This window comes from Paenarthrobacter sp. 10N417 (assembly GCF_056394745.1).
Window position 1 is genome coordinate 17,896 of record NZ_JBFTIL010000002.1, and the last position, 17,573, is coordinate 35,468.

Annotated in this window: 15 protein-coding genes; 7 read left to right on the plus strand and 8 right to left on the minus strand. The window is 60.6% G+C overall.

From position 1 onward, the window contains the following. Positions 1-30: 30 nt before the first annotated feature. Positions 31-897 carry a universal stress protein gene (locus AC1DCM_RS02575; RefSeq protein WP_442015662.1) on the plus strand — a complete coding sequence of 289 codons (867 nt, stop codon included), beginning with the start codon at positions 31-33 and terminating at the stop codon, positions 895-897. Positions 898-948: 51 nt separating this feature from the next. On the opposite strand, the gene AC1DCM_RS02580 is transcribed toward AC1DCM_RS02575, so the two are convergent. The 3 genes from AC1DCM_RS02580 to AC1DCM_RS02590 form a co-directional block, all read right to left on the minus strand. Next, on the minus strand, positions 949-1,812 hold the full coding sequence (locus AC1DCM_RS02580; RefSeq protein WP_442015661.1) for a universal stress protein: 864 nt from the start codon (positions 1,810-1,812) through the stop codon (positions 949-951). Between the two features lie 141 nt (positions 1,813-1,953). Next, on the minus strand, positions 1,954-3,339 hold the full coding sequence (locus AC1DCM_RS02585; protein WP_477517171.1) for an MBL fold metallo-hydrolase RNA specificity domain-containing protein: 1,386 nt from the start codon (positions 3,337-3,339) through the stop codon (positions 1,954-1,956). Between the two features lie 112 nt (positions 3,340-3,451). Beyond that, on the minus strand, positions 3,452-3,814 hold the full coding sequence (locus AC1DCM_RS02590; RefSeq protein ID WP_477517172.1) for an SPW repeat protein: 363 nt from the start codon (positions 3,812-3,814) through the stop codon (positions 3,452-3,454). Positions 3,815-4,043: 229 nt separating this feature from the next. Here AC1DCM_RS02590 and AC1DCM_RS02595 point away from each other — a divergent pair, with 229 nt between their 5' ends. After that, positions 4,044-4,742 carry a response regulator gene (locus tag AC1DCM_RS02595; RefSeq protein ID WP_477517173.1) on the plus strand — a complete coding sequence of 233 codons (699 nt, stop codon included), beginning with the start codon at positions 4,044-4,046 and terminating at the stop codon, positions 4,740-4,742. Positions 4,743-4,745: 3 nt separating this feature from the next. On the opposite strand, the gene AC1DCM_RS02600 is transcribed toward AC1DCM_RS02595, so the two are convergent. Next, positions 4,746-6,452 (minus strand): GAF domain-containing sensor histidine kinase, encoded by a 1,707-nt coding sequence (locus AC1DCM_RS02600; protein ID WP_477517174.1) that lies wholly within the window; start codon positions 6,450-6,452, stop codon positions 4,746-4,748. A gap of 158 nt (positions 6,453-6,610) precedes the next feature. Between AC1DCM_RS02600 and AC1DCM_RS02605 the strand changes: the two genes are divergently transcribed. The 3 genes from AC1DCM_RS02605 to AC1DCM_RS02615 all read left to right on the plus strand — a co-directional run bounded on the left by AC1DCM_RS02605 (position 6,611) and on the right by AC1DCM_RS02615 (position 10,164). Further along, on the plus strand, positions 6,611-7,081 hold the full coding sequence (locus AC1DCM_RS02605; protein ID WP_477517175.1) for a pyridoxamine 5'-phosphate oxidase family protein: 471 nt from the start codon (positions 6,611-6,613) through the stop codon (positions 7,079-7,081). A gap of 118 nt (positions 7,082-7,199) precedes the next feature. Further along, entirely contained in the window at positions 7,200-8,267 is a 1,068-nt protein-coding gene (locus AC1DCM_RS02610; protein WP_442015655.1) for a zinc-dependent alcohol dehydrogenase family protein, read from the plus strand. 4 nt (positions 8,268-8,271) lie between these two features. Next, entirely contained in the window at positions 8,272-10,164 is a 1,893-nt protein-coding gene (locus tag AC1DCM_RS02615) for a heavy metal translocating P-type ATPase (RefSeq protein WP_442015654.1), read from the plus strand. Here AC1DCM_RS02615 and AC1DCM_RS02620 read toward each other — a convergent pair. Next, entirely contained in the window at positions 10,158-10,580 is a 423-nt protein-coding gene (locus AC1DCM_RS02620) for a pyridoxamine 5'-phosphate oxidase family protein (protein ID WP_442005500.1), read from the minus strand. The genes AC1DCM_RS02615 and AC1DCM_RS02620 overlap by 7 nt on opposite strands. A gap of 204 nt (positions 10,581-10,784) precedes the next feature. On the opposite strand from AC1DCM_RS02620, the gene pta reads away from it, so the two are divergent. Beyond that, positions 10,785-12,872 carry a phosphate acetyltransferase gene (pta, locus tag AC1DCM_RS02625; protein WP_442015653.1) on the plus strand — a complete coding sequence of 696 codons (2,088 nt, stop codon included), beginning with the start codon at positions 10,785-10,787 and terminating at the stop codon, positions 12,870-12,872. Here pta and AC1DCM_RS02630 read toward each other — a convergent pair. Continuing rightward, positions 12,869-13,327, minus strand: coding sequence for a universal stress protein (locus AC1DCM_RS02630; protein ID WP_442005498.1), 459 nt, complete (start codon positions 13,325-13,327; stop codon positions 12,869-12,871). The genes pta and AC1DCM_RS02630 overlap by 4 nt on opposite strands. A 56-nt stretch (positions 13,328-13,383) precedes the next feature. Next, on the minus strand, positions 13,384-15,993 hold the full coding sequence (locus AC1DCM_RS02635; RefSeq protein WP_442015652.1) for a cation-translocating P-type ATPase: 2,610 nt from the start codon (positions 15,991-15,993) through the stop codon (positions 13,384-13,386). A 135-nt stretch (positions 15,994-16,128) separates the two neighbouring features. Between AC1DCM_RS02635 and AC1DCM_RS02640 the strand changes: the two genes are divergently transcribed. Next, on the plus strand, positions 16,129-16,641 hold the full coding sequence (locus AC1DCM_RS02640) for a pyridoxamine 5'-phosphate oxidase family protein (protein WP_442005496.1): 513 nt from the start codon (positions 16,129-16,131) through the stop codon (positions 16,639-16,641). On the opposite strand, the gene AC1DCM_RS02645 is transcribed toward AC1DCM_RS02640, so the two are convergent. Further along, positions 16,638-17,462, minus strand: coding sequence for a universal stress protein (locus AC1DCM_RS02645; RefSeq protein ID WP_442005495.1), 825 nt, complete (start codon positions 17,460-17,462; stop codon positions 16,638-16,640). The genes AC1DCM_RS02640 and AC1DCM_RS02645 overlap by 4 nt on opposite strands. Between the last annotated feature and the right edge of the window lie 111 nt (positions 17,463-17,573).

A 17,573-nucleotide genomic window follows, 5' to 3' on the forward strand; every position in this document is an offset into this window, starting at 1 on the left:
GGGCAGTCCAAGGCTTGGAAAGAAGGAACAATGAAAGAGAGCGAGCGGGAAGAGAGCGAGCGGATCGTCGTCGGATTTGACGGGTCTCCCGAGGCCGTTACGGCAGTTCAGTGGGCGACCCGGCAAGCCGAGCTGAGAAGCTGCGCGCTGCAATTAGTGCATTGTTCCCTTTGGCCGGCCATAACACACAACATGGAACCCGTGCCGGGTGTAGCTGACAGCGGCCTGCGACACGCCGCTGAATCAATAGTTGCCGAGGGGGTCGCGTGCGCCCGTCAGGCTTCTGAGTCGGTGGAAATCACGAAGAGCCTGGTGTACGGCTGGCCGGCCGAGAACCTTCGCAAGTTGGCGGGAGGCGCCTCCATGCTGGTTGTGGGAAGTCGGGGGATAGGAGGCTTTATGGGCCTGCTCGTGGGATCCGTGAGCCTGGAGTTGGCCGCCACTGCAGCGTGTCCCGTGGCTGTTGTTCGGTCCACCGACCACCCGGATGGACCCGTCGTCGTTGGCATAGATCGGGAAGGCTGGGAGGCTTCGCTTCACTATGCCGCTTCTCATGCTTCCTATGCGGGCACATCGCTTCGGATTGTGCATGTCCGAAAGAGACACGAAGCCCACGCTGAAGCAAGTGACGTTGGTCCCCTGGAAATATTGCATTCGGCAGTACGTACCGTGCGCAACACCTCGCCCGAACTCGAGCTTGAAGACCTCCTGCTCACGGGGACCTCCGTTGCCGGAACGCTCCTTAGTGCAGCGAAAGATGCCCAGTTAATCGTTGTGGGAACTATGGGGCAGGGTCTTGTCCGCGGCAGTATTGGCTCAACGGCGCATGCCGTTCTCCATCATGCTTCCTGTCCTGTCGTGGTGGTAAGGCCCCCACTGGAAGCGAGGGAGCAGTAATGAGCAGCAGGCCCGGGGAGCCATTGGGTTCCAGGGCCTGCTGCTCGCTACTTACTCGGAATGCTTGACTGGCTGGATCCTGGTGATGATTGTTGGGCAGGGCAGTTTGGTGAGGACTGCGTGGGCCGTAGATCCCATCAGTAGACGTTTGAAGCCGCCACGGCCCCTGCTGCCGACGACCAACAGGCGGGCTGTTGCGGCGGCATTTACCAGCGCCTCGCCAGGACGCATGTGGGTCTCCAAGTTCTGGTGCACAACAAGATCCGGATATTTATCCGCCAAGCCCGCGACCGTTTCCGCAAGAACCACCCGTTCCTCCTCGGTCACGAGTTCAAAGAAATTGCCGTGGGGCACTCCCCGATCCACCCATGGATCCGGTGTCCGGAAAGCGTGCAGCACGGTTAGCTCCTGCCCTTCACGGTCTGCCTCTGCGGCAGCGAATGCCACGGCCTGAGTGGATTCTTCGGAACCATCAACTCCGACCAGAACGCCGTGTCGACTGGTCATATCATGTTCAGCGATCACCGCTACGGGGCACTTCGCCACGGCAGCAACCTGTAGCGCACGATCCGCGAGCGATCCGCCGGCCCAACTGTGGCCGGAACCAATAACCACCATCGATGCGGTTTTTGACCGCTTGCGCAGGGCGTACCCGGCTCCTCCCGAGACGAGATCCGTGCTGATTTTGACCGTTGGCTCGACTTTTTCGGCCCGGTCTTTGGCAGTAACAAGGAATTTTTCACCGGACTCCCGGATCCACTCGTTATAGCCGATGGCATCGTAGGCCCAACGATCATCCACAGCGTGTACCAGGAGCACAGGTAATTTAAGGGCAGCGGCCCTTTGCACGGCCCATCGGGTCGCAGCCTCACTACTGGGCGCATCGCTGACACCGACGACAATTGCTTCCTTCATGACTGCTCCAGTTCTTGTTCGATGATTCCCCGGAAAATCCGTTTGCCGGGTCTTGTCAGTCCAGCTTCTGCCTGCTCTTTTCAAAGGGTTAGGGTCGGAAGTCCCGCGGAACGCGGCCGCGGCAGACTGGTGTGCCTTTTGCTAATCGGGGGCATTCACCATGATGGTTTCCAGGTGGTCGGGAACTCGTGCTTTCCAGCCCAGTTCACGTTTGATGCGCAGACGGAGTGCATCGGAGGCCTCAGGCTCTCCATGCGTGATGTAGGTCATTCGTGGCGTCCGCGGTGCTGAACGCATCCAACGGATAATTCCGTCGGCGTCGGCGTGGGCGCTGAAACCTTCCAATTGAACAACCTCCGCGCGGATCAGCACATCCTGTCCATAAACCCTGAGTTGCCGGGACCCCGCGGCAAGGGCGGCTCCGCGGGTACCTCCTGCCTGGTAACCGCTGAGAACCACAGCATTATGTGGATCGCTGCCATAGGCGGCCAGATGATGAAGTATCCGCCCTCCCGTGAGCATTCCGCTGGCCGAGATGATGATCATTGGCCCGCCACGGAGATTGAGGAGTTTCGAGTCATCGACGCTCCTGGTCATAATGGCGAGCTCGTACATGCTCTTGAATTCCTCCGGACCCAGGCGATGTTCCTCCGGATGTTGCTGGTAAATATAGGACGCGTCAATGGCCATGGGACTGTTCAAATACACCGGTATGTCCGGAATCAGCCCTTTCCGGCGGAGACGCGCAAGCTGGAGCATCAGCGTCTCGGCACGCCCCACGGCAAACGCCGCAATCAAGACGACACCGCCGCGCTTTGCTGCACGGTTAACAACTTCGGCCAGTTCAATGTCAGAACCCGCCGCCGGATGGGTCCGGTTCCCGTAGGTAGACTCTGTCACCAGGACATCAGTGGATTCAAGATCCCGGGGCGGGTACATGAATGGATCATCGGTCCTGCCCAGGTCACCTGTGAAATGGACGGAATGCTCTCCGAGTCGTACATGGATCTGGGCAGCACCAAGGATGTGCCCGGCGGGAACGAATGTCGCATCAAAGGCGTGACCCAGCTCGACGGGTGCGTCAAAGTCCACAGGGCGGACACTATTTAGCGATCTCACCGCATCGGCGGCCGTGTAGATGGGCAAGGCGGGCACATGGATGGAAGAGCCAGTATGTTCGGCATACCGGGCCTCTTCCTCTTGCAGGTGGCCGGAGTCCGGCAGCAAGAGTTTGCACAGTTGATTGGTGCCGTGAGTGGTGTATACGGGGCCGCGGTAACCGTCCCGGACGAGAGCCGGGACGTACCCACTGTGATCCAAGTGGGCGTGTGTCAAGAGCACGGCATCTATGGAGCCCGGGGAAACTGGAAACGGCCTCCGGTTGCGCTCGCGAAGGCGTTTGTAGCCTTGGAACAGGCCGCAGTCCACGAGGACACGCGTCCCGTTGAACTCCAGAAGGTAGCGGGACCCTGTGACAGTATCGGTTGCTCCAAGGAAGCGAAGTGAAGCGGCGTTCCTGGTTTGCATTATGTCCTAACTACTGAAGTCGACGGCGCCTGCCGTGGGACTTGGCCGCAGGGCAGACCCTTGCGGCATCTGGCACCGTACGATAGTCCGGTGCCAGATGCAGGCTTGGTGCCTAGGGGACCGGCATCACATGGTGGTGCCGGTATTCTTCCGTACTGGGCTTGATCGCCAACGCCGTGACGATCAAAGCGACAGCACCTGGAATCCACGCGCTCCACGCAGCGCCAGTCGCTGATGTGAAGCCACCCACCCAAGGGGCCAACAAGAGAGCCACTGCGATGATCGCTTGTGCCCATTCGGCGGCCGGCATTCCCGGCAACGCCAGATTGACGACACCGGCTATGACAAGCAACGTGCCTAAGGTGACCATGATGGCCGTCGATGATCCTGTCTGTGTGGTCCAGAGGACTGACAGGGCCGTGTAGGCGCCTGCCGCGACTACTGTCCAATCCTGCCATCGTGTCCATTTCTTCATCGGAATTTTGCTCCTTTATTGTCTGGAGACACCCGCGGGGCCTGATGCTGGGCGGTTACATCTCCCGTTCTCCCAGCGTCCGTTTAATCTCCTCGTCCCAATAGGGCCTAAAGTCACGCGCGGGGATGGGTCCTTGTGCCCTTGTGGCGCAGACATGCAGTCGGCAAGAATTTGGCATCGATGAAATGTCGGCAAGCGCGGTTGCCGCTTCCGCCGGAGAGGGAATGTCATGAATCACCAGGATGTCCCAGGCCTTGCTGGGGTGGGTGCGCCAGAAAGTCCTGTTCGCGTGTTCATTCTTGATGACCACGAATTGGTTCGCCGCGGGTTGCAGGAGCTTTTGGAAAGCGAAGGTTTCCAGGTGGTGGGCATGTCGGGATCAGCAGAGGAAGCGACGCGCCGTATACCGGCATTGCGCCCCGATGTCTCAGTCCTGGATGCACGGCTGCCTGACGGTACGGGCATCGAAGTCTGCCGCGACGTTAGATCCATTGATCCTCATCTGAATTGCCTGATTCTGACCAGCTATGACGATGAAATGGCTCTGCGCGGTGCAGTCCTGGCCGGAGCCGCGGGATACATCCTCAAGGAAATCGGCGGTTCGGACCTACTGGGTGCGCTGCGCAGGGCGGCGCGCGGCGAGTCGCTCTTCGATGAATCCGTGAAGGCGCGGATAATCCATGGACTCACCGAACCGAAGAGGCTCGATCCGCGCGTAGCCGCCCTGACTCCCCAGGAGCGGCGCGTGCTGGAATACGTCGGCCAGGGGATGACCAATCGCCAGATTGGCGAGGAGATGCTGTTGGCGGAAAAGACGGTGAAGAACTACGTCTCGTCCCTCTTGGCGAAACTTGGGTTCGAGCGACGGACCCAAGCCGCAGTTTTCATGGCCCACGTACCCGGGGAGGACGCTGGCTCCGTTCGCTGACGCTCAGGGCAGCGGAACGGACCAAGCCAGCGAAGTACCCTTGCCAGGCGTGCTGGTGACGCTGCATGAGCCGTTGAGTTCTGCAGCCCTCCGGGCCATGTTCGCCAACCCATTACCGGATCCCGTAGCCGTGAAACCACAGCCGTCGTCTGTGAGCTCCGTGCTTAGCGTGCCATGAGCCACCCGAACTGACACGGAGATGGTGTTCGCATCGGAATGGCGGACAGCGTTACTGAGGCTCTCCGAGATTACCGCCAGGAGGTGCCCGATCGTGACATCGTCTTCTACGGAATCAACGGGGCCGATCAAGGTCAGATGCGGGGTGTATGCCAACGATTTTGCCCCGGCTTGAATCGTTTGGAAGATCCGACTGCTCAGGAGTTCGTGCTCGTGGGTACTTGTCCGCAGGGAGTAGATGGTGTTTCGGAGGTCGCGGATACTGGTATCGAGTTCCTCCGTTATGGCGTCGATCCGTTCAAGGGCTGAGCCGCCGGCGGTGTAGCGCCGCAGGCTCTGGATGCTCAAGCCCGCCGCAAAGAGGCGTTGGATGACGAGGTCGTGAAGGTCCCGCGCAATCCTGTCCCGGTCAGTGAAAACCACCAACTGCTCCCGGAACCGATGTATCCGGTCCAGTGCCAAAGCGAGGGCTACATGTGAACCGAAGACCGGAGCCAAATCAAGAACGGTGGTGGAAAAGGACCCGGTGCCGGGTTTTCGAGCAAGAACCAGCAGCCCTTGATGAGCGCCTTGGGCACTGAGGTTTATGACCAGCAGTTCTCCCGGGCAGTCATCGGCCGAATCGCCAAGGAGGTACCAAGGGTCCTCGCCTTTGATTGTTCCTTTGAGGGTGACGTCAAGGAAATCCGTGGAATCCAAGGATAAAACGCGACTCTTCAGGTCCGCGCCCTTCCCGCCCGCTACCCCCTCCACGGTGTAGTCCTGGACGTGTTCAGCGGAAGGCTTCAGAACCACGGCAAGGTGGCATCCTGACTCCCGAAGGGCCCTGTCTGCAATGAGGTCAAGCGCGGCGCTTTCTGGCTGGTCCTCCTCCAGCATGAGCCCCGTAATTTCCATACAAGCTTCAAGCCATGACGTCCGGTGCCCGGCGTCCTCGTAGAGCCGGGCGTTTTCGATCGCGACGGCGGCGGCTGCCGCCAATGCCACCGCGACATCCTCATCTTCCGGAGTGAAGTCCTCGCCGCCGTCCTTCTCTGTCAGGTACAGGTTGCCGAAGACGACGTCCCGGATGCGGATTGGAACACCGAGGAAAGACTTCATCGGCGGGTGGTGCTGCGGGAAGCCGTAGGCCATCGGATGTTCACGGAGGTCGTGGAGCCTTAAAGGTGAAGGCTCGGTAATGAGCAGTCCCAGAACCCCGTGTCCTGTGGGCAGAGGACCAATCCGGCTCGCCAAATCATCGTCGATGCCCACTGTGATGAAATGGCTGAGCGCGTTGTCCTCGCCGATGACACCCAAGGCGCCATAACGTGCCTGCAGGAGCTTGCATGCGGAAGTAACCACCCGCTCCAGCACGGCTTCAAGGCTCAGGTCTTCTGCAACGGCCACCACGGCTTCGAGCAGGCCCCGGGTCCTCTCCTGGGCTTGCAGCAACTCGCCTGCCCTGGACGTGAAGTCCATCATCAGGTCCTCCAGCTGGACCGCTGGCGCACCCGTTTGGTGTTCGCGTGGGACTTTGGGAGAGTCTGTCATCGCCGCCTTTCGGTGCCTGCCACCAGCGTGGTGCACGGCGTAACTGCTTGGCACTTTCGGTGTCAGCCTACTCCGGGCCCGTACGGCTAGCCATAGCCGTAGCCAGAAGGGGTCTTTGGGCCCTGTCGCAGGCACGGAAGCAGACTTAGGATCCTCGCATGATGAACAAACCATCAGTCCCCGAGGCCGAGCACCTGGACACCAAGCAATGTTGGGAGCAGCTCCGCGGCGTATCCGTGGGCCGTCTGGCAGTGTGGATGGGCGACCATCCCGATATCTTCCCCATCAACTACAAAGTTGACCACGGCACCTTGGTCTTCCGGACCGGCGAAGGAACGAAACTCCATGCTGCACTCGGGGCAACGCCCGTTGCCTTGGAAGCTGATGGAGTGGATACCGGCTCTGGAGTTGCATGGAGCGTGGTGGTGAAGGGCACGGCTGCAAGCATCCAGTTGACGCAGGAAGTACTGGACACCGTGGGATTGCTGCTTTTCCCCTGGCAAGCCGGGCGGAAGGACCACTTTGTACGGATTATTCCCACGACCATGACCGGGAGTCGTTTCAAGGTGACACCACCATTGACTTGGTGGAGCCCTTTGGACGATGCCACCCGTGCGGGTTTGGAATGACGGTGCCGTTCAGCGGCAGCCAGGACCAACGGCCCTAACGACGCCCGCATGGCCGTCCTGGTGGGGGGACATCAGTACATTTTCCTGCTCCAAGGATCCTACAGGAATGGACCACACCATGAAGGCACTCGTTTATGAAGGACCAGGATCCACGTCCTGGAAAGACGTTCCTGATCCACGCATCACCCACCCTACGGATGCGATTGTCCGCATTGACACGACCACCATCTGCGGGACGGACCTGCACATCCTCAAGGGAGACGTCCCGGCGGTACAGCCAGGACGGATCCTCGGGCATGAAGGCGTCGGTACCGTCACCGAGATAGGCACCTCGGTTAGTGGCCTGCGCGTTGGTGACCGGGTCATCATCTCGTGCATCAAGTCCTGCGGCCATTGCAGCAACTGCAGGAAGGGCTTGTTTTCCCATTGCCTTGGAGAAGAGGGCCAGGTGGGGACGGGGTGGATCTTCGGTCACCTCATCGACGGGACCCAAGCGGAATTCGTTCGCGTCCCGTACGCGGACAACTCGCTCCACAAGCTCCCACCCGGGGTAAGCGATGATCAGGCCGTTATGCTCTCCGATATCCTTCCCACAGCCTTCGAAATCGGTGTCCGCGATGGTCGCGTGGCCCCCGGTGACGTCATTGCCGTAGTTGGCGCCGGGCCCATCGGCTTGGCAGTGATGGCGACGGCGGGGCTTCACGGTGCCGCGACCATTATTGCCATTGACCCCAACGAGAGCCGCCTGGCCCGGGCGGCAGAATTTGGTGCGACGCACGCCGTGAATCCAATGAACCCCGAGTGGATCAGTGAGGTCCTTGCCCTCACTGATGGTGCCGGGGTTGATGTTGCCCTGGAAGCCGTCGGGCTCCCGGAGACTTTTGAGATGGCATTGCGCTTGGTGCGGCCAGGGGGAAATGTTGCAAACATTGGCGTTCACGGGAAGCCCGTCGAACTTCCGCTCCAAGATCTTTGGATCCGTAACGTCAATATCAGCATGGGCTTGGTCAACACCAACACGACTCCGATGCTGCTTCGCCTCGTCGCCCAACAAAAGCTACCTGCCGGGAAATTCGCAACCCATCATTTCGCGCTTGACCAGATTGTGGATGCGTACGACACATTCTCAAGGGCGGTCGAAACGGAGGCTTTGAAAGTGGTCCTCAGCAGAACCCCGCATGATTAGCGCCATGGCACCGCAAGTAGCGAAGCTTGCGCTGCGCTTTCCTTTGGTAGCGTCCACCGTGCTGGCAGGGGTCATCGTTGCGGGATTGGTCATCGCGGGACACGCCGCTGCGGCCCAGGGAACAGCCACCATTTATTCACTCTCGGTGGCCTTATACCGTACGGTGGCCATGGTCAAAGGCCTCCTTCGGGGACGGTGGGGCATCGACCTCTTGGCTGTGACGGCGATTGGTTCCACAGCAGCGGTTGGGGAATACGTGGCCTCATTGGTCATCGTCCTCATGTTGACCGGCGGCGAGGCGCTGGAAGACTTTGCACAGGGCCGGGCCACAAGAGAGCTCCGAGCGTTGTTGGAGCGTGCTCCCCGGAGCGCCCATCGCGAGGGATCGGATGGCCAGGTGGTGGACGTTGGTGTCGATGTCATCCGTCCTGGCGACCTCCTCTTGGTGAAGCCGGCAGAAACGGTCCCCGTCGATGGCAGGATGTTGTCCGACGTCGGGATTCTTGACGAGTCCGCGATCACAGGGGAAAGCCTGCCGGCGGAGCGAGCAAAGGGTGACCTACTGCTCAGTGGCTCCCTGAACGGAGCCGACGCCATACGCATGGTGGCCACTGCCTCAACGGAGGAGTCCCAGTACAGCCAGATCGTCGCCTTGGTGCGGGAAGCTGCAGCGAGCCGCGCCCCCATGGTGCGCTTGGCTGACAGGTACGCAGTGCCGTTCACACTGGTTGCGTTTCTTCTTGCCGGTACGGCGTGGCTGCTTAGCCAGGATCCCTTACGCTTTGCCCAGGTACTGGTGGTGGCGACACCCTGCCCTCTGTTGATAGCGGCACCTGTCGCCTTTCTTGCCGGTGCCAGCCGTGCAGCCAAAGCAGGAATCATTATTAAGAACGCCGGTACGCTGGAGAAGCTCAGCCGGGTGAAGACGGCTGTGTTCGATAAGACCGGGACCCTCACTCAGGGCAGGCCCGTCCTGTCCGGGATACGGCTTGCTGCCGGGGGAACCCAGTCCGAGGACAGGCTGCTGCAGCTGGCGGCATCGGCCGAGCAATATTCCTCCCATGTCTTCGCGGCTTCTGTCATTGAAGCGGCTCGCGAGCGTGGCTTACCTCTGTTGCCGGCATCCGGTGCCAGCGAACACGCCACCAATGGTGTCAGCGCCGCTGTGGGGCCGCAGACGGTTCTCGTAGGAAAGCCTGCGTTCGTCAGCGCAAATACGAGCGGGTTCGAACGCACACCCTTGGACGGTGGGCAGCTCGCCGTGTACATCGGTGTCGATGGGACATATGCCGGAAGCCTGATCATGAGCGATCCGCTGCGCACCAACGCCGTTGATACACTCGCCTTGCTCCGGAAGCTCGGTGTCGTGGAGACGATGCTGCTGACGGGCGACACCGCCAGTACTGCCCGCCACATTGCCGCTGTTGCCGGGATCGGCAACGTCCTGGCGGAATGCCTGCCGGCCGACAAAGTCGCTGCCGTTGCGTCCCTGCCGATGAGGCAAGTCATGATGGTGGGCGACGGCGTCAATGACGCACCCGTCCTGGCTGCGGCCGACGTCGGAGTCGCCATGGGCGCCAAAGGCGCCACCGCAGCCAGCGAGTCGGCTGACGTCGTCATCATGCTCGATGACCTGTCCAGGGTCGCGTCGGCTGTGGACATCGGGGAGTACACGCTGCGGATTGCCCGGCAGAGTATCTGGACCGGCATTCTGCTGAGCCTGGGCCTGATGGTCATGGCATCGTTCGGGGTGATCCCGGCTGTTGCCGGAGCACTGCTGCAGGAACTTGTAGACCTGGCGACGATTCTGAACGCGCTAAGGGCACTTGGACCGGTGCAGCATTTCAAGCCCGCACAACTGGAAACCGTCCCACGCGAACGGATTCCGCGTCAGTAGCGTTCCGGCTCATCCCCAAGTTCAAAGTAACGGCCCTGGATGCTTGTCGGAGTAATTTCGACGTAGGTGTACTTGCGGGTGGCAATCCATGGTTTGAGGGGCAGCTTGTCTGCCTCGTCGATTTCGGTTTGCGACTCAATAACCCTCGCCTTGCCCTTAAGAACTACGCTCCATGCCTCTGCATCTACAATCTCCTCCACTTCGAAGGCCACCTTCTCATTCACCGTCAGTTCGGCCAGCTTCGTTCCCGGGTTGGTTCTTAGGAGCAGCCGATGGTTGTGGGCGATGAAGTTCAGGGGATAGATGTCGGGCTCACCCAAAACGCTGACGGCCAGGCGACCATGCTGGTTGCGTTCGAGGACTTTCCATGAATCGTCCTCAGACAGGACGGTGCCGGGCCGCTCGTCATTTTCCATGATCGTTGTCTCCTGTGGTGCGGACGGGACAGGCGCCAAGGGTTCCTGCCATCTGATGTCGTGATCCTATGGCTGCGGTCGTGCCTGCCAACAGAGTCCAAGGTCCTGCGGCAATCTGTTCACCGTGACCTTAGGCTCTGGCGCCAAGGTTTCGTTGTGGGAGATGCTTGGGACCAGTCAAGGCCGGCTCTGAAGGGAGGGCCCATGGTTCAAGGCGTCTACGTTGCCTCGGCGCTACCGGGCTCGGGTAAATCGCTGGTGGTTTTGGGAGTGGTCGACGCCCTTCATCGGCACTCGGGTCGTCTGGGCTTCTACCGCCCGATTGTCAACAATACCGATACGCACCGGGATCCTGTGATCTTCATGCTTCGGCGGCTCTACGAACTGGACGCTGCGCGGTGCCGAAGTGGCGTGTCCTTGCCCACAGCCATGGCAGATACGATCGCCGGCCGGAAGGACGAGCTCCTTTCCCTGATGCTCACGGAATATGCGCAGATTGCCAACAATTGCGATGTGGTTGTTGTTGATGGATCGGACCTTCGCGGAAACGCCACGGGCAGGGAGTTCGATCTGAATGCCAGGCTGGCGACCAACCTGGGGCTCCCTGTATTGGCTGTGGTCGGCGCCCGAGGTCTCACGTCGACGCAAACAACGGCGGCCGTGGAAGCAGCCATCAGGCAGTATGAGTCTGCGCACTGCCCCCTGTTGGCCGTCGTGGTGAACCGCGCCGAACCAACGTCTGTGGACCAGCTGCATTCGGAACTACAGGCGGCAGTCCGGGCGATGGTGGGTCCCGTTCCCTGCTATGTGATACCCGAAGTCTCCGAGATTTCGACCCCGACTGTGGCGGATGTTGTGGCTTCGCTCGGTCTCCACCGTATGTCCGGCAGTGCGGAGCTGGACCGGGATGTGCGCAGCATTAGGCTGGCGGGAATGAACGTGGACAACTTCTTGCGTGTGCTTGAAGCCGGCGATTTGATCATCGTTCCGGGTGACCGTGCCGACATCATCATGACCAGCATTGCGTCGGCGTTGTCGCCCGAGTTTCCCACTCCCGCGGCTATTATTTTGGCAGACGGACTGTCCCCGGGTCCTCACGTCACATCCTTGTTGTCGCGTGCACCGTTTCCCGTTTTCGATGAAATGGCTGATAGTTACGCCGTGGCCCAAAAAGCCGCTGGCGTCCGCAGCGAAATCCACACGGGAGAGAACCGCAAAGTGGCAGCGGCACTGGGGGTGTGGGCAAGGTACATCGATGAACCCGAACTGCTGGCTCGCTTGGCGCTGCCTCGCCCGGCAATCATGACGCCGTTGCGTTTCCTCAATGAATTGATCGAACGGGCGAGGAAGCAAAAGAGGCGCATCATCCTTGCCGAGGGGAGCGACGTCCGGGTACTTCGTGCCGCAGAGATTCTTCGACGCCGCGACGTCTGCGACGTAACGCTTCTGGGAAATGTGGCCGCGATCCAGGAGCTCTCCGCCGCGCACGGAATCGACGTCGGGGGAGTACGGGTAGTGGATCCTGCAACCTCACCTCTCCGTGAGCGCTACGCCGCCGAGTATGTGCGGCTGCGGGCCCACAAAGGCATGCTTATGGAGCGCGCCAGGGAAATCATGGTTGACGGAGCCTACTTCGGCACGATGATGGTGCAGCTTGGTGATGCAGATGGACTGGTTTCGGGAGCCGCGCACACCACAGCCAACACCATCCGCCCGGCCCTGGAATTCGTTAAGAGCCGGGATGCCGATGGGCTGGTGTCCTCCGTTTTTTTCATGTTGTTCCCCGACCGGATATTGGTTTACGGGGACTGCGCAGTCGTCCCAGATCCAACGGACTCTCAGCTGGCAGCCATCGCCGTCGCCTCCGCAGCCACTGCTGTTCGGTTCGGCGTCGAACCAAGGGTAGCCATGCTCTCCTACTCGACGGGAGGATCAGGATCCGGGACTGCTGTGGAAAAGGTGCGTCGTGCCACGGAATTGGTGAGGAAGGCACGTCCTGACCTTCCTGTGGACGGACCTATCCAATACGACGCGGCGGTGAATGAGGCCATCGCCAGTTCCAAGCTGCCTGCATCCGCAGTGGCCGGAAAGGCGACCGTGTTCATCTTTCCCGACCTCAACACAGGCAACAACACCTATAAGGCTGTTGAACAGTCGTCGGGCGCTATCGCCGTCGGGCCTATCCTTCAAGGCCTGCGCAAGCCGATCAATGATCTTTCCAGGGGATCAACTGTGGAAGACATCATCAACACGGTTGCGATCACGGCAATCCAGGCCCAGAGCCCTGACTAGCTACCGTCCTCCGTTGTGACGACCATAACCGGGCAATGCGAGTGGGCTGCGCAGACCCTGCTGACGGATCCTATGGGCTGGCTGAGGAACCCGCCAGCGCCGCGCCTCCCGACGACGAGCAGCTGCGCGTCACGGCTTTCTTCCACCAGTACCTTGGCAGGTTCCCCGAACTTGACCGTAACGGTAAGCTCCTCTGGGCGGGATGCTCCAAAGGCACGCTCCAACGCTTCGTCGGCCAATCGCCTGGCGGTATCTTCGAGCTGTGAGGTGAAGCGGGTCAATTCGGGCTCAAAGCGGGACGCCATAAAGTAGTCGGACATGCCAACACACGTGACGACGTCGATCGGCGCGTCGAAAACGGCCGCCAGGCGTCCCGCCATCTTCAGGGTATTGGAAGAGAACTCCGAGCCATCCACGCCAACGACGATTCGATGCGACCGTGATTGTGCATTCATGGAACCAGCTTGCCGTTGCGCCGGCAGCCGCGATAGGGCCGAAGGACATGCATCTCTCAGGATTCTTCAAGCGTCGTGGCCTGCCGTTGACGCAGGCGTTTGTACAGCCAATCGACGCCAAGGACGCCCGGGATGGCAAGGAACGCAACCAGCCATCCCACGGCATTCGGGGGTGCTTGTCCCAGCAGTTCGGCCACAGGCCGGACGAACACGAACACGGCCAAGGCGACCAGTTCAGCGGCAACTGCCCAGAGCAGAAGGCGGTTGGTTAGCCAACCTTGTTTCCACGGGGGAGCTGTTGCACTCCGACACGCAAAAGCGGTTGCAAGTTGTCCCAGTACGACGGCGGCAAAGGCGCCCCCTGAAGCGGACATCAGCACGCCCGGATCCAATGGTTCACCCCGTGCCCAGCCGCTTCCGAAGAGGATCGTCGAAAACGCAGCCATGGCGAACAGGGCTTCCGTGGGTCCCATGACGGCAAATACCCTGAACATGAGCCGGCGGTCCAGGAGGTGCCGCTTCTCGGGCGGGCGGTTCAGGACCCGTTTGCCGGGTGGCTCTGCGCCAAGGGCGAGGGCAGGCAGCAGGTCTGTTCCTATGTCGAGGGCCAAAATCTGGAGAACGCCAAGCGCGAGCGGGAATTGGCCGCCGGACAGGGCCCAGATGACGAAAGGAGCCAACTCAGCCACGTTGTCCGTGAGATGGTAGGTCAGGAATCTGTGGATATTCGAGTAGGTTGCCCTGCCCTGTTCGATGGCGGCAACGATGGTGGCGAAGTGGTCATCCAGGAGCACGAGGTCGGCCGCCTCACGGGCGACGTCCGTGCCGCTGAGACCCATTGCCACTCCGATGTCGGCCTGGCGCAGTGCAGGACCGTCGTTCACACCGTCGCCGGTCATCGCCACCACATGGCCGCGCATCTGCAGCGCCTTCGCCACCCGGAGCTTTTGTTCCGGAGAGACCCTGCTGACCACAATTCCATCGCGATCCAGGAGCGCTCCGAGGATCTGCTCGTCCTCGGGCAGCTCGGAGCCTTGGACAACGAGGTTGTCCGGACCCATCAGGCCTACCTCCCTGGCGATTGCACCGGCCGTTGAGGGATGGTCGCCAGTAATCATCGCAATCCGGATTCCAGCTCCCCGGGCAGCCTTGAGCACACTTTGGACGTCAGATCGTGGTGGGTCATGCAGGCCAATAAGACCCAGTATTTGAAGGTTCTGTTCAGCGTCCTCTGCTGAACGATGTAACCAGTCTGTGGCCATCCCCGGTAATTCCCGCCGTGCTACTGCGATCACACGCAGGCCCCGTGACGCCATAGCCTCCAACGCCTGTGTGAAGCTCGTCGCGGGATCTCCGCACAAAGGAAGAACCGATTCCGGCGCACCTTTCATGCAGAGCGTGGTCCCTGAAATCACGGACTCCCGCCGCCTGTCAGCGTCAAAGGCAAAACGGCGGTTCACGGCGCCGGATTCCCTCCCGCCACTTGTCAGGCGGCGGGCAAGGGCATCAATGGCCGCTTCCATGGGATCCCCCTGCGCTGCCCATGCATCGCCTTGAAGAACGGCCCGTCCTTGGGAAGCGGTGCGTGCGGCCAAAGCAACGCCGAGCGCTGCATCCTTTGCCTCCCCTTCGATGCGGGCATCAGGGCCGTAGCCCTCTCCTGCGATTGTCACCGTACCGGCTGTTGTAAAAACCTCGACGGCGTTCATCCGGTTTTGGGTCAAGGTGCCTGTCTTGTCCGTGCAGATGAAGGTGGTGGAACCGAGCGTTTCGACGGCCTCAAGATTGCGCACCAGCGCATGGCGGTCAGCCATGCGCTGTGCTCCCATCGCCAGCGAAAGCGTTACCGTCGGCAAGAGCCCCTCCGGGATGAGGGCGACTGCAACGCCGATCGCGAAAAGAAATGCATCACGCCAGACGATCCCCACCAACAGGGAGACAATGAAGAACAATCCGGCGACCGTCAATGCCACCAAGGCGACAAGCCGGACTATCCTCCGCAGTTCCAGCGTCAATGGCGTTGGCGGGGACTTTGTGCCACTCGTGAGGGCAGCGATAGCGGCCAGTTTCGTGTTCCCTCCCGTGGCGACCACCAGGCCTTCCGCTTCGCCGTTGACCAGGAACGTTCCACCCCAGGCTGTGTCCTTGGTGGTCTTAGGCACGGCAACGCTTTCACCGGTCAGCATGGATTCGTCCACCGTGCATCCGGAGGCAGAAATGAATCGAATGTCCGCGGGCAGCTTGTCCCCAGCTGCGAGGATTACCACGTCCCCAGGGACAAGTTCACTGGCGTGGACGCTTTGGATCTTGCCGTCACGACGGACGGTCACTTCGGCCGGGAGGAGTCCTTGCAGGCGCTCCGCTGCATGCTGGGCACGTTCCTGCTGGATGTGGGCAAAAACCCCGTTGACGATGACGACAATAACGATAGCCACACATAGCTGCGGCAATCCGCCGATGTAGGCGAGCACCGCCGCAGCCCAGAGCATCAGTGCAAAGAAGTGCGTTAGCTCGCCCAGCAACTTTCGCCACTGGGAGACCTTCTTTGCTCTTGGCAGGACGTTCGGTCCCACGGTTTCCAACAACTTTGCGGCGGCATGGGAACTGAGGCCTTCAGTGCCAGCCGTCTCGGACAGCGGGGCAGGAGGTTGGTTCCCAAGGGACATCGTTACTCCAATGCGGGATGCCTGTTCGATGAAAGGCTCCACCCTGGACCTGGTTGCGTCTAGGGCCAAAGGGCATGGTCACGACAGGACCTTTTGCCCTACACCCGTTTGGCAGGACGCGTTAGGCTCGGCGCCATGGAGAACACATCAATGGACCAGGACACCAAAGAGCTCAGCGTTCACGACTGCTGGAAGTATCTTCAGTCCACATCCACCTGCAGGATTGCACTCATCAACGGAAACGTTCCGGAGATCTTTCCGGTGAACTACATTCCCAATTTCGGGACGATCCTGTTCAGGACAGGGCAAGGGACCAAACACAAAGCCCTTCGTGAAGGGACACCGCTTGCCTTGGAGGCTGATGGATTTAATCGTTATGGAACCATCGCGTGGAGTGTCATCATCAAGGGTCATCCAGAGTTCGTAACCCACCCCGAGGAAATTCAGGAAGCCGTAAATGCAGGGTTGTCGCCATGGCAGCCGGGTGCAAAGGACATTCTGGTCAGGGTCACTCCCACGGAAATCAGTGGTCGGCGGTTTGTGATCACGCCGCCGTCGAAATGGTGGCCGCCCCTGGACCCGTCGGCTGCCGTGGACGACACGACGGACGGGGACTCCTCAAAACGGAACGACGACGAAAACGGCTAATTGCCATGCCGCGTGTTTGGCTCGGGCCGGGTCAGGATTGTGGGGCACTGGACATTCAGGAGAACATGCTGCGCCACAGATCCCAAAAGCACGCGCAGTCCGCCACGACCCCTGCATCCCATCACCAGGACCTGGGCTTCCTTTGCAGCAGCGACGAGTGCATCCCCTGGACGGTGGTCCAAGTCCAACTTCTCCCGGACGTTCAGGGCCGGGTAACGTTCTTTGACCCACCGGACAGAGTCGCCCATAACGTCCCTATCCTTGGGCGCCAGGGCCCCTGGACCTGATGCATGAACAATCACCACCTCCTCCCTTAGGCGTGAGGCTTCAGTAGCTGCCATGTCCAAGGCGCACAGCGAATCTGGGGAGCCGTCTACTCCGACCACCACTCCAGAACGTTTCCCTGCAGTAATGTCCGGGACCACAGCGACAGGCGCTTTGCTGGTGACTGCGATCTGGAAACTGACCGAGCCGTACCCCTGCCCTTCGGTACCTGGGCCGCGATCCGTTCCAACCACCACCATCTCCGCTTCCGAGGACAGGGAGGCAATCGTTTCCGCGGGTTCGCCGGAGAATTGTGTGGATTTGATCTCCATCGAGGGAAAGACCCCGGCAAGTCGCGCTGCTTCGCTCTTGAGGAGGTCGTTGGCACGCTCCATCGCCAAGGTACGGTCACCCGGCAGTGGGAATGCCCAATCCGGGGGAACGATGTGGATGAGATTGAGTACCAGACCGAGGGAATCTGCACGGGCGACAGCCCAGTCTGCGACACGGCTGCCCGCCCTGGAACCATCAAGGGCTGCCAGAATCTGCTTTTTCACGTACAGACGTCCCTTCGGTTCATTCCGATAGTGATCGTCTCCACTATCGGCGTGGCGGACCGTCGTGGCAAGGGTCCGAAGCCCCTCCCGCTGATCGGCAGAGTGCGTTAG

Bases quoted from the DNA above. Each gene is read 5' to 3' on its own strand.
- AC1DCM_RS02575 (WP_442015662.1), top strand. From the start codon at position 31: ATGAAAGAGAGCGAGCGGGAAGAGAGCGAGCGGATCGTCGTCGGATTT.
- AC1DCM_RS02600 (WP_477517174.1), bottom strand. From the start codon at position 6,452: ATGACAGACTCTCCCAAAGTCCCACGCGAACACCAAACGGGTGCGCCA.
- AC1DCM_RS02595 (WP_477517173.1), top strand. From the start codon at position 4,044: ATGAATCACCAGGATGTCCCAGGCCTTGCTGGGGTGGGTGCGCCAGAA.
- pta (WP_442015653.1), top strand. From the start codon at position 10,785: ATGGTTCAAGGCGTCTACGTTGCCTCGGCGCTACCGGGCTCGGGTAAA.
- AC1DCM_RS02635 (WP_442015652.1), bottom strand. From the start codon at position 15,993: ATGTCCCTTGGGAACCAACCTCCTGCCCCGCTGTCCGAGACGGCTGGC.
- AC1DCM_RS02580 (WP_442015661.1), bottom strand. From the start codon at position 1,812: ATGAAGGAAGCAATTGTCGTCGGTGTCAGCGATGCGCCCAGTAGTGAG.
- AC1DCM_RS02610 (WP_442015655.1), top strand. From the start codon at position 7,200: ATGAAGGCACTCGTTTATGAAGGACCAGGATCCACGTCCTGGAAAGAC.
- AC1DCM_RS02590 (WP_477517172.1), bottom strand. From the start codon at position 3,814: ATGAAGAAATGGACACGATGGCAGGATTGGACAGTAGTCGCGGCAGGC.
- AC1DCM_RS02620 (WP_442005500.1), bottom strand. From the start codon at position 10,580: ATGGAAAATGACGAGCGGCCCGGCACCGTCCTGTCTGAGGACGATTCA.
- AC1DCM_RS02630 (WP_442005498.1), bottom strand. From the start codon at position 13,327: ATGAATGCACAATCACGGTCGCATCGAATCGTCGTTGGCGTGGATGGC.
- AC1DCM_RS02605 (WP_477517175.1), top strand. From the start codon at position 6,611: ATGATGAACAAACCATCAGTCCCCGAGGCCGAGCACCTGGACACCAAG.
- AC1DCM_RS02585 (WP_477517171.1), bottom strand. From the start codon at position 3,339: ATGCAAACCAGGAACGCCGCTTCACTTCGCTTCCTTGGAGCAACCGAT.
- AC1DCM_RS02615 (WP_442015654.1), top strand. From the start codon at position 8,272: ATGGCACCGCAAGTAGCGAAGCTTGCGCTGCGCTTTCCTTTGGTAGCG.
- AC1DCM_RS02640 (WP_442005496.1), top strand. From the start codon at position 16,129: ATGGAGAACACATCAATGGACCAGGACACCAAAGAGCTCAGCGTTCAC.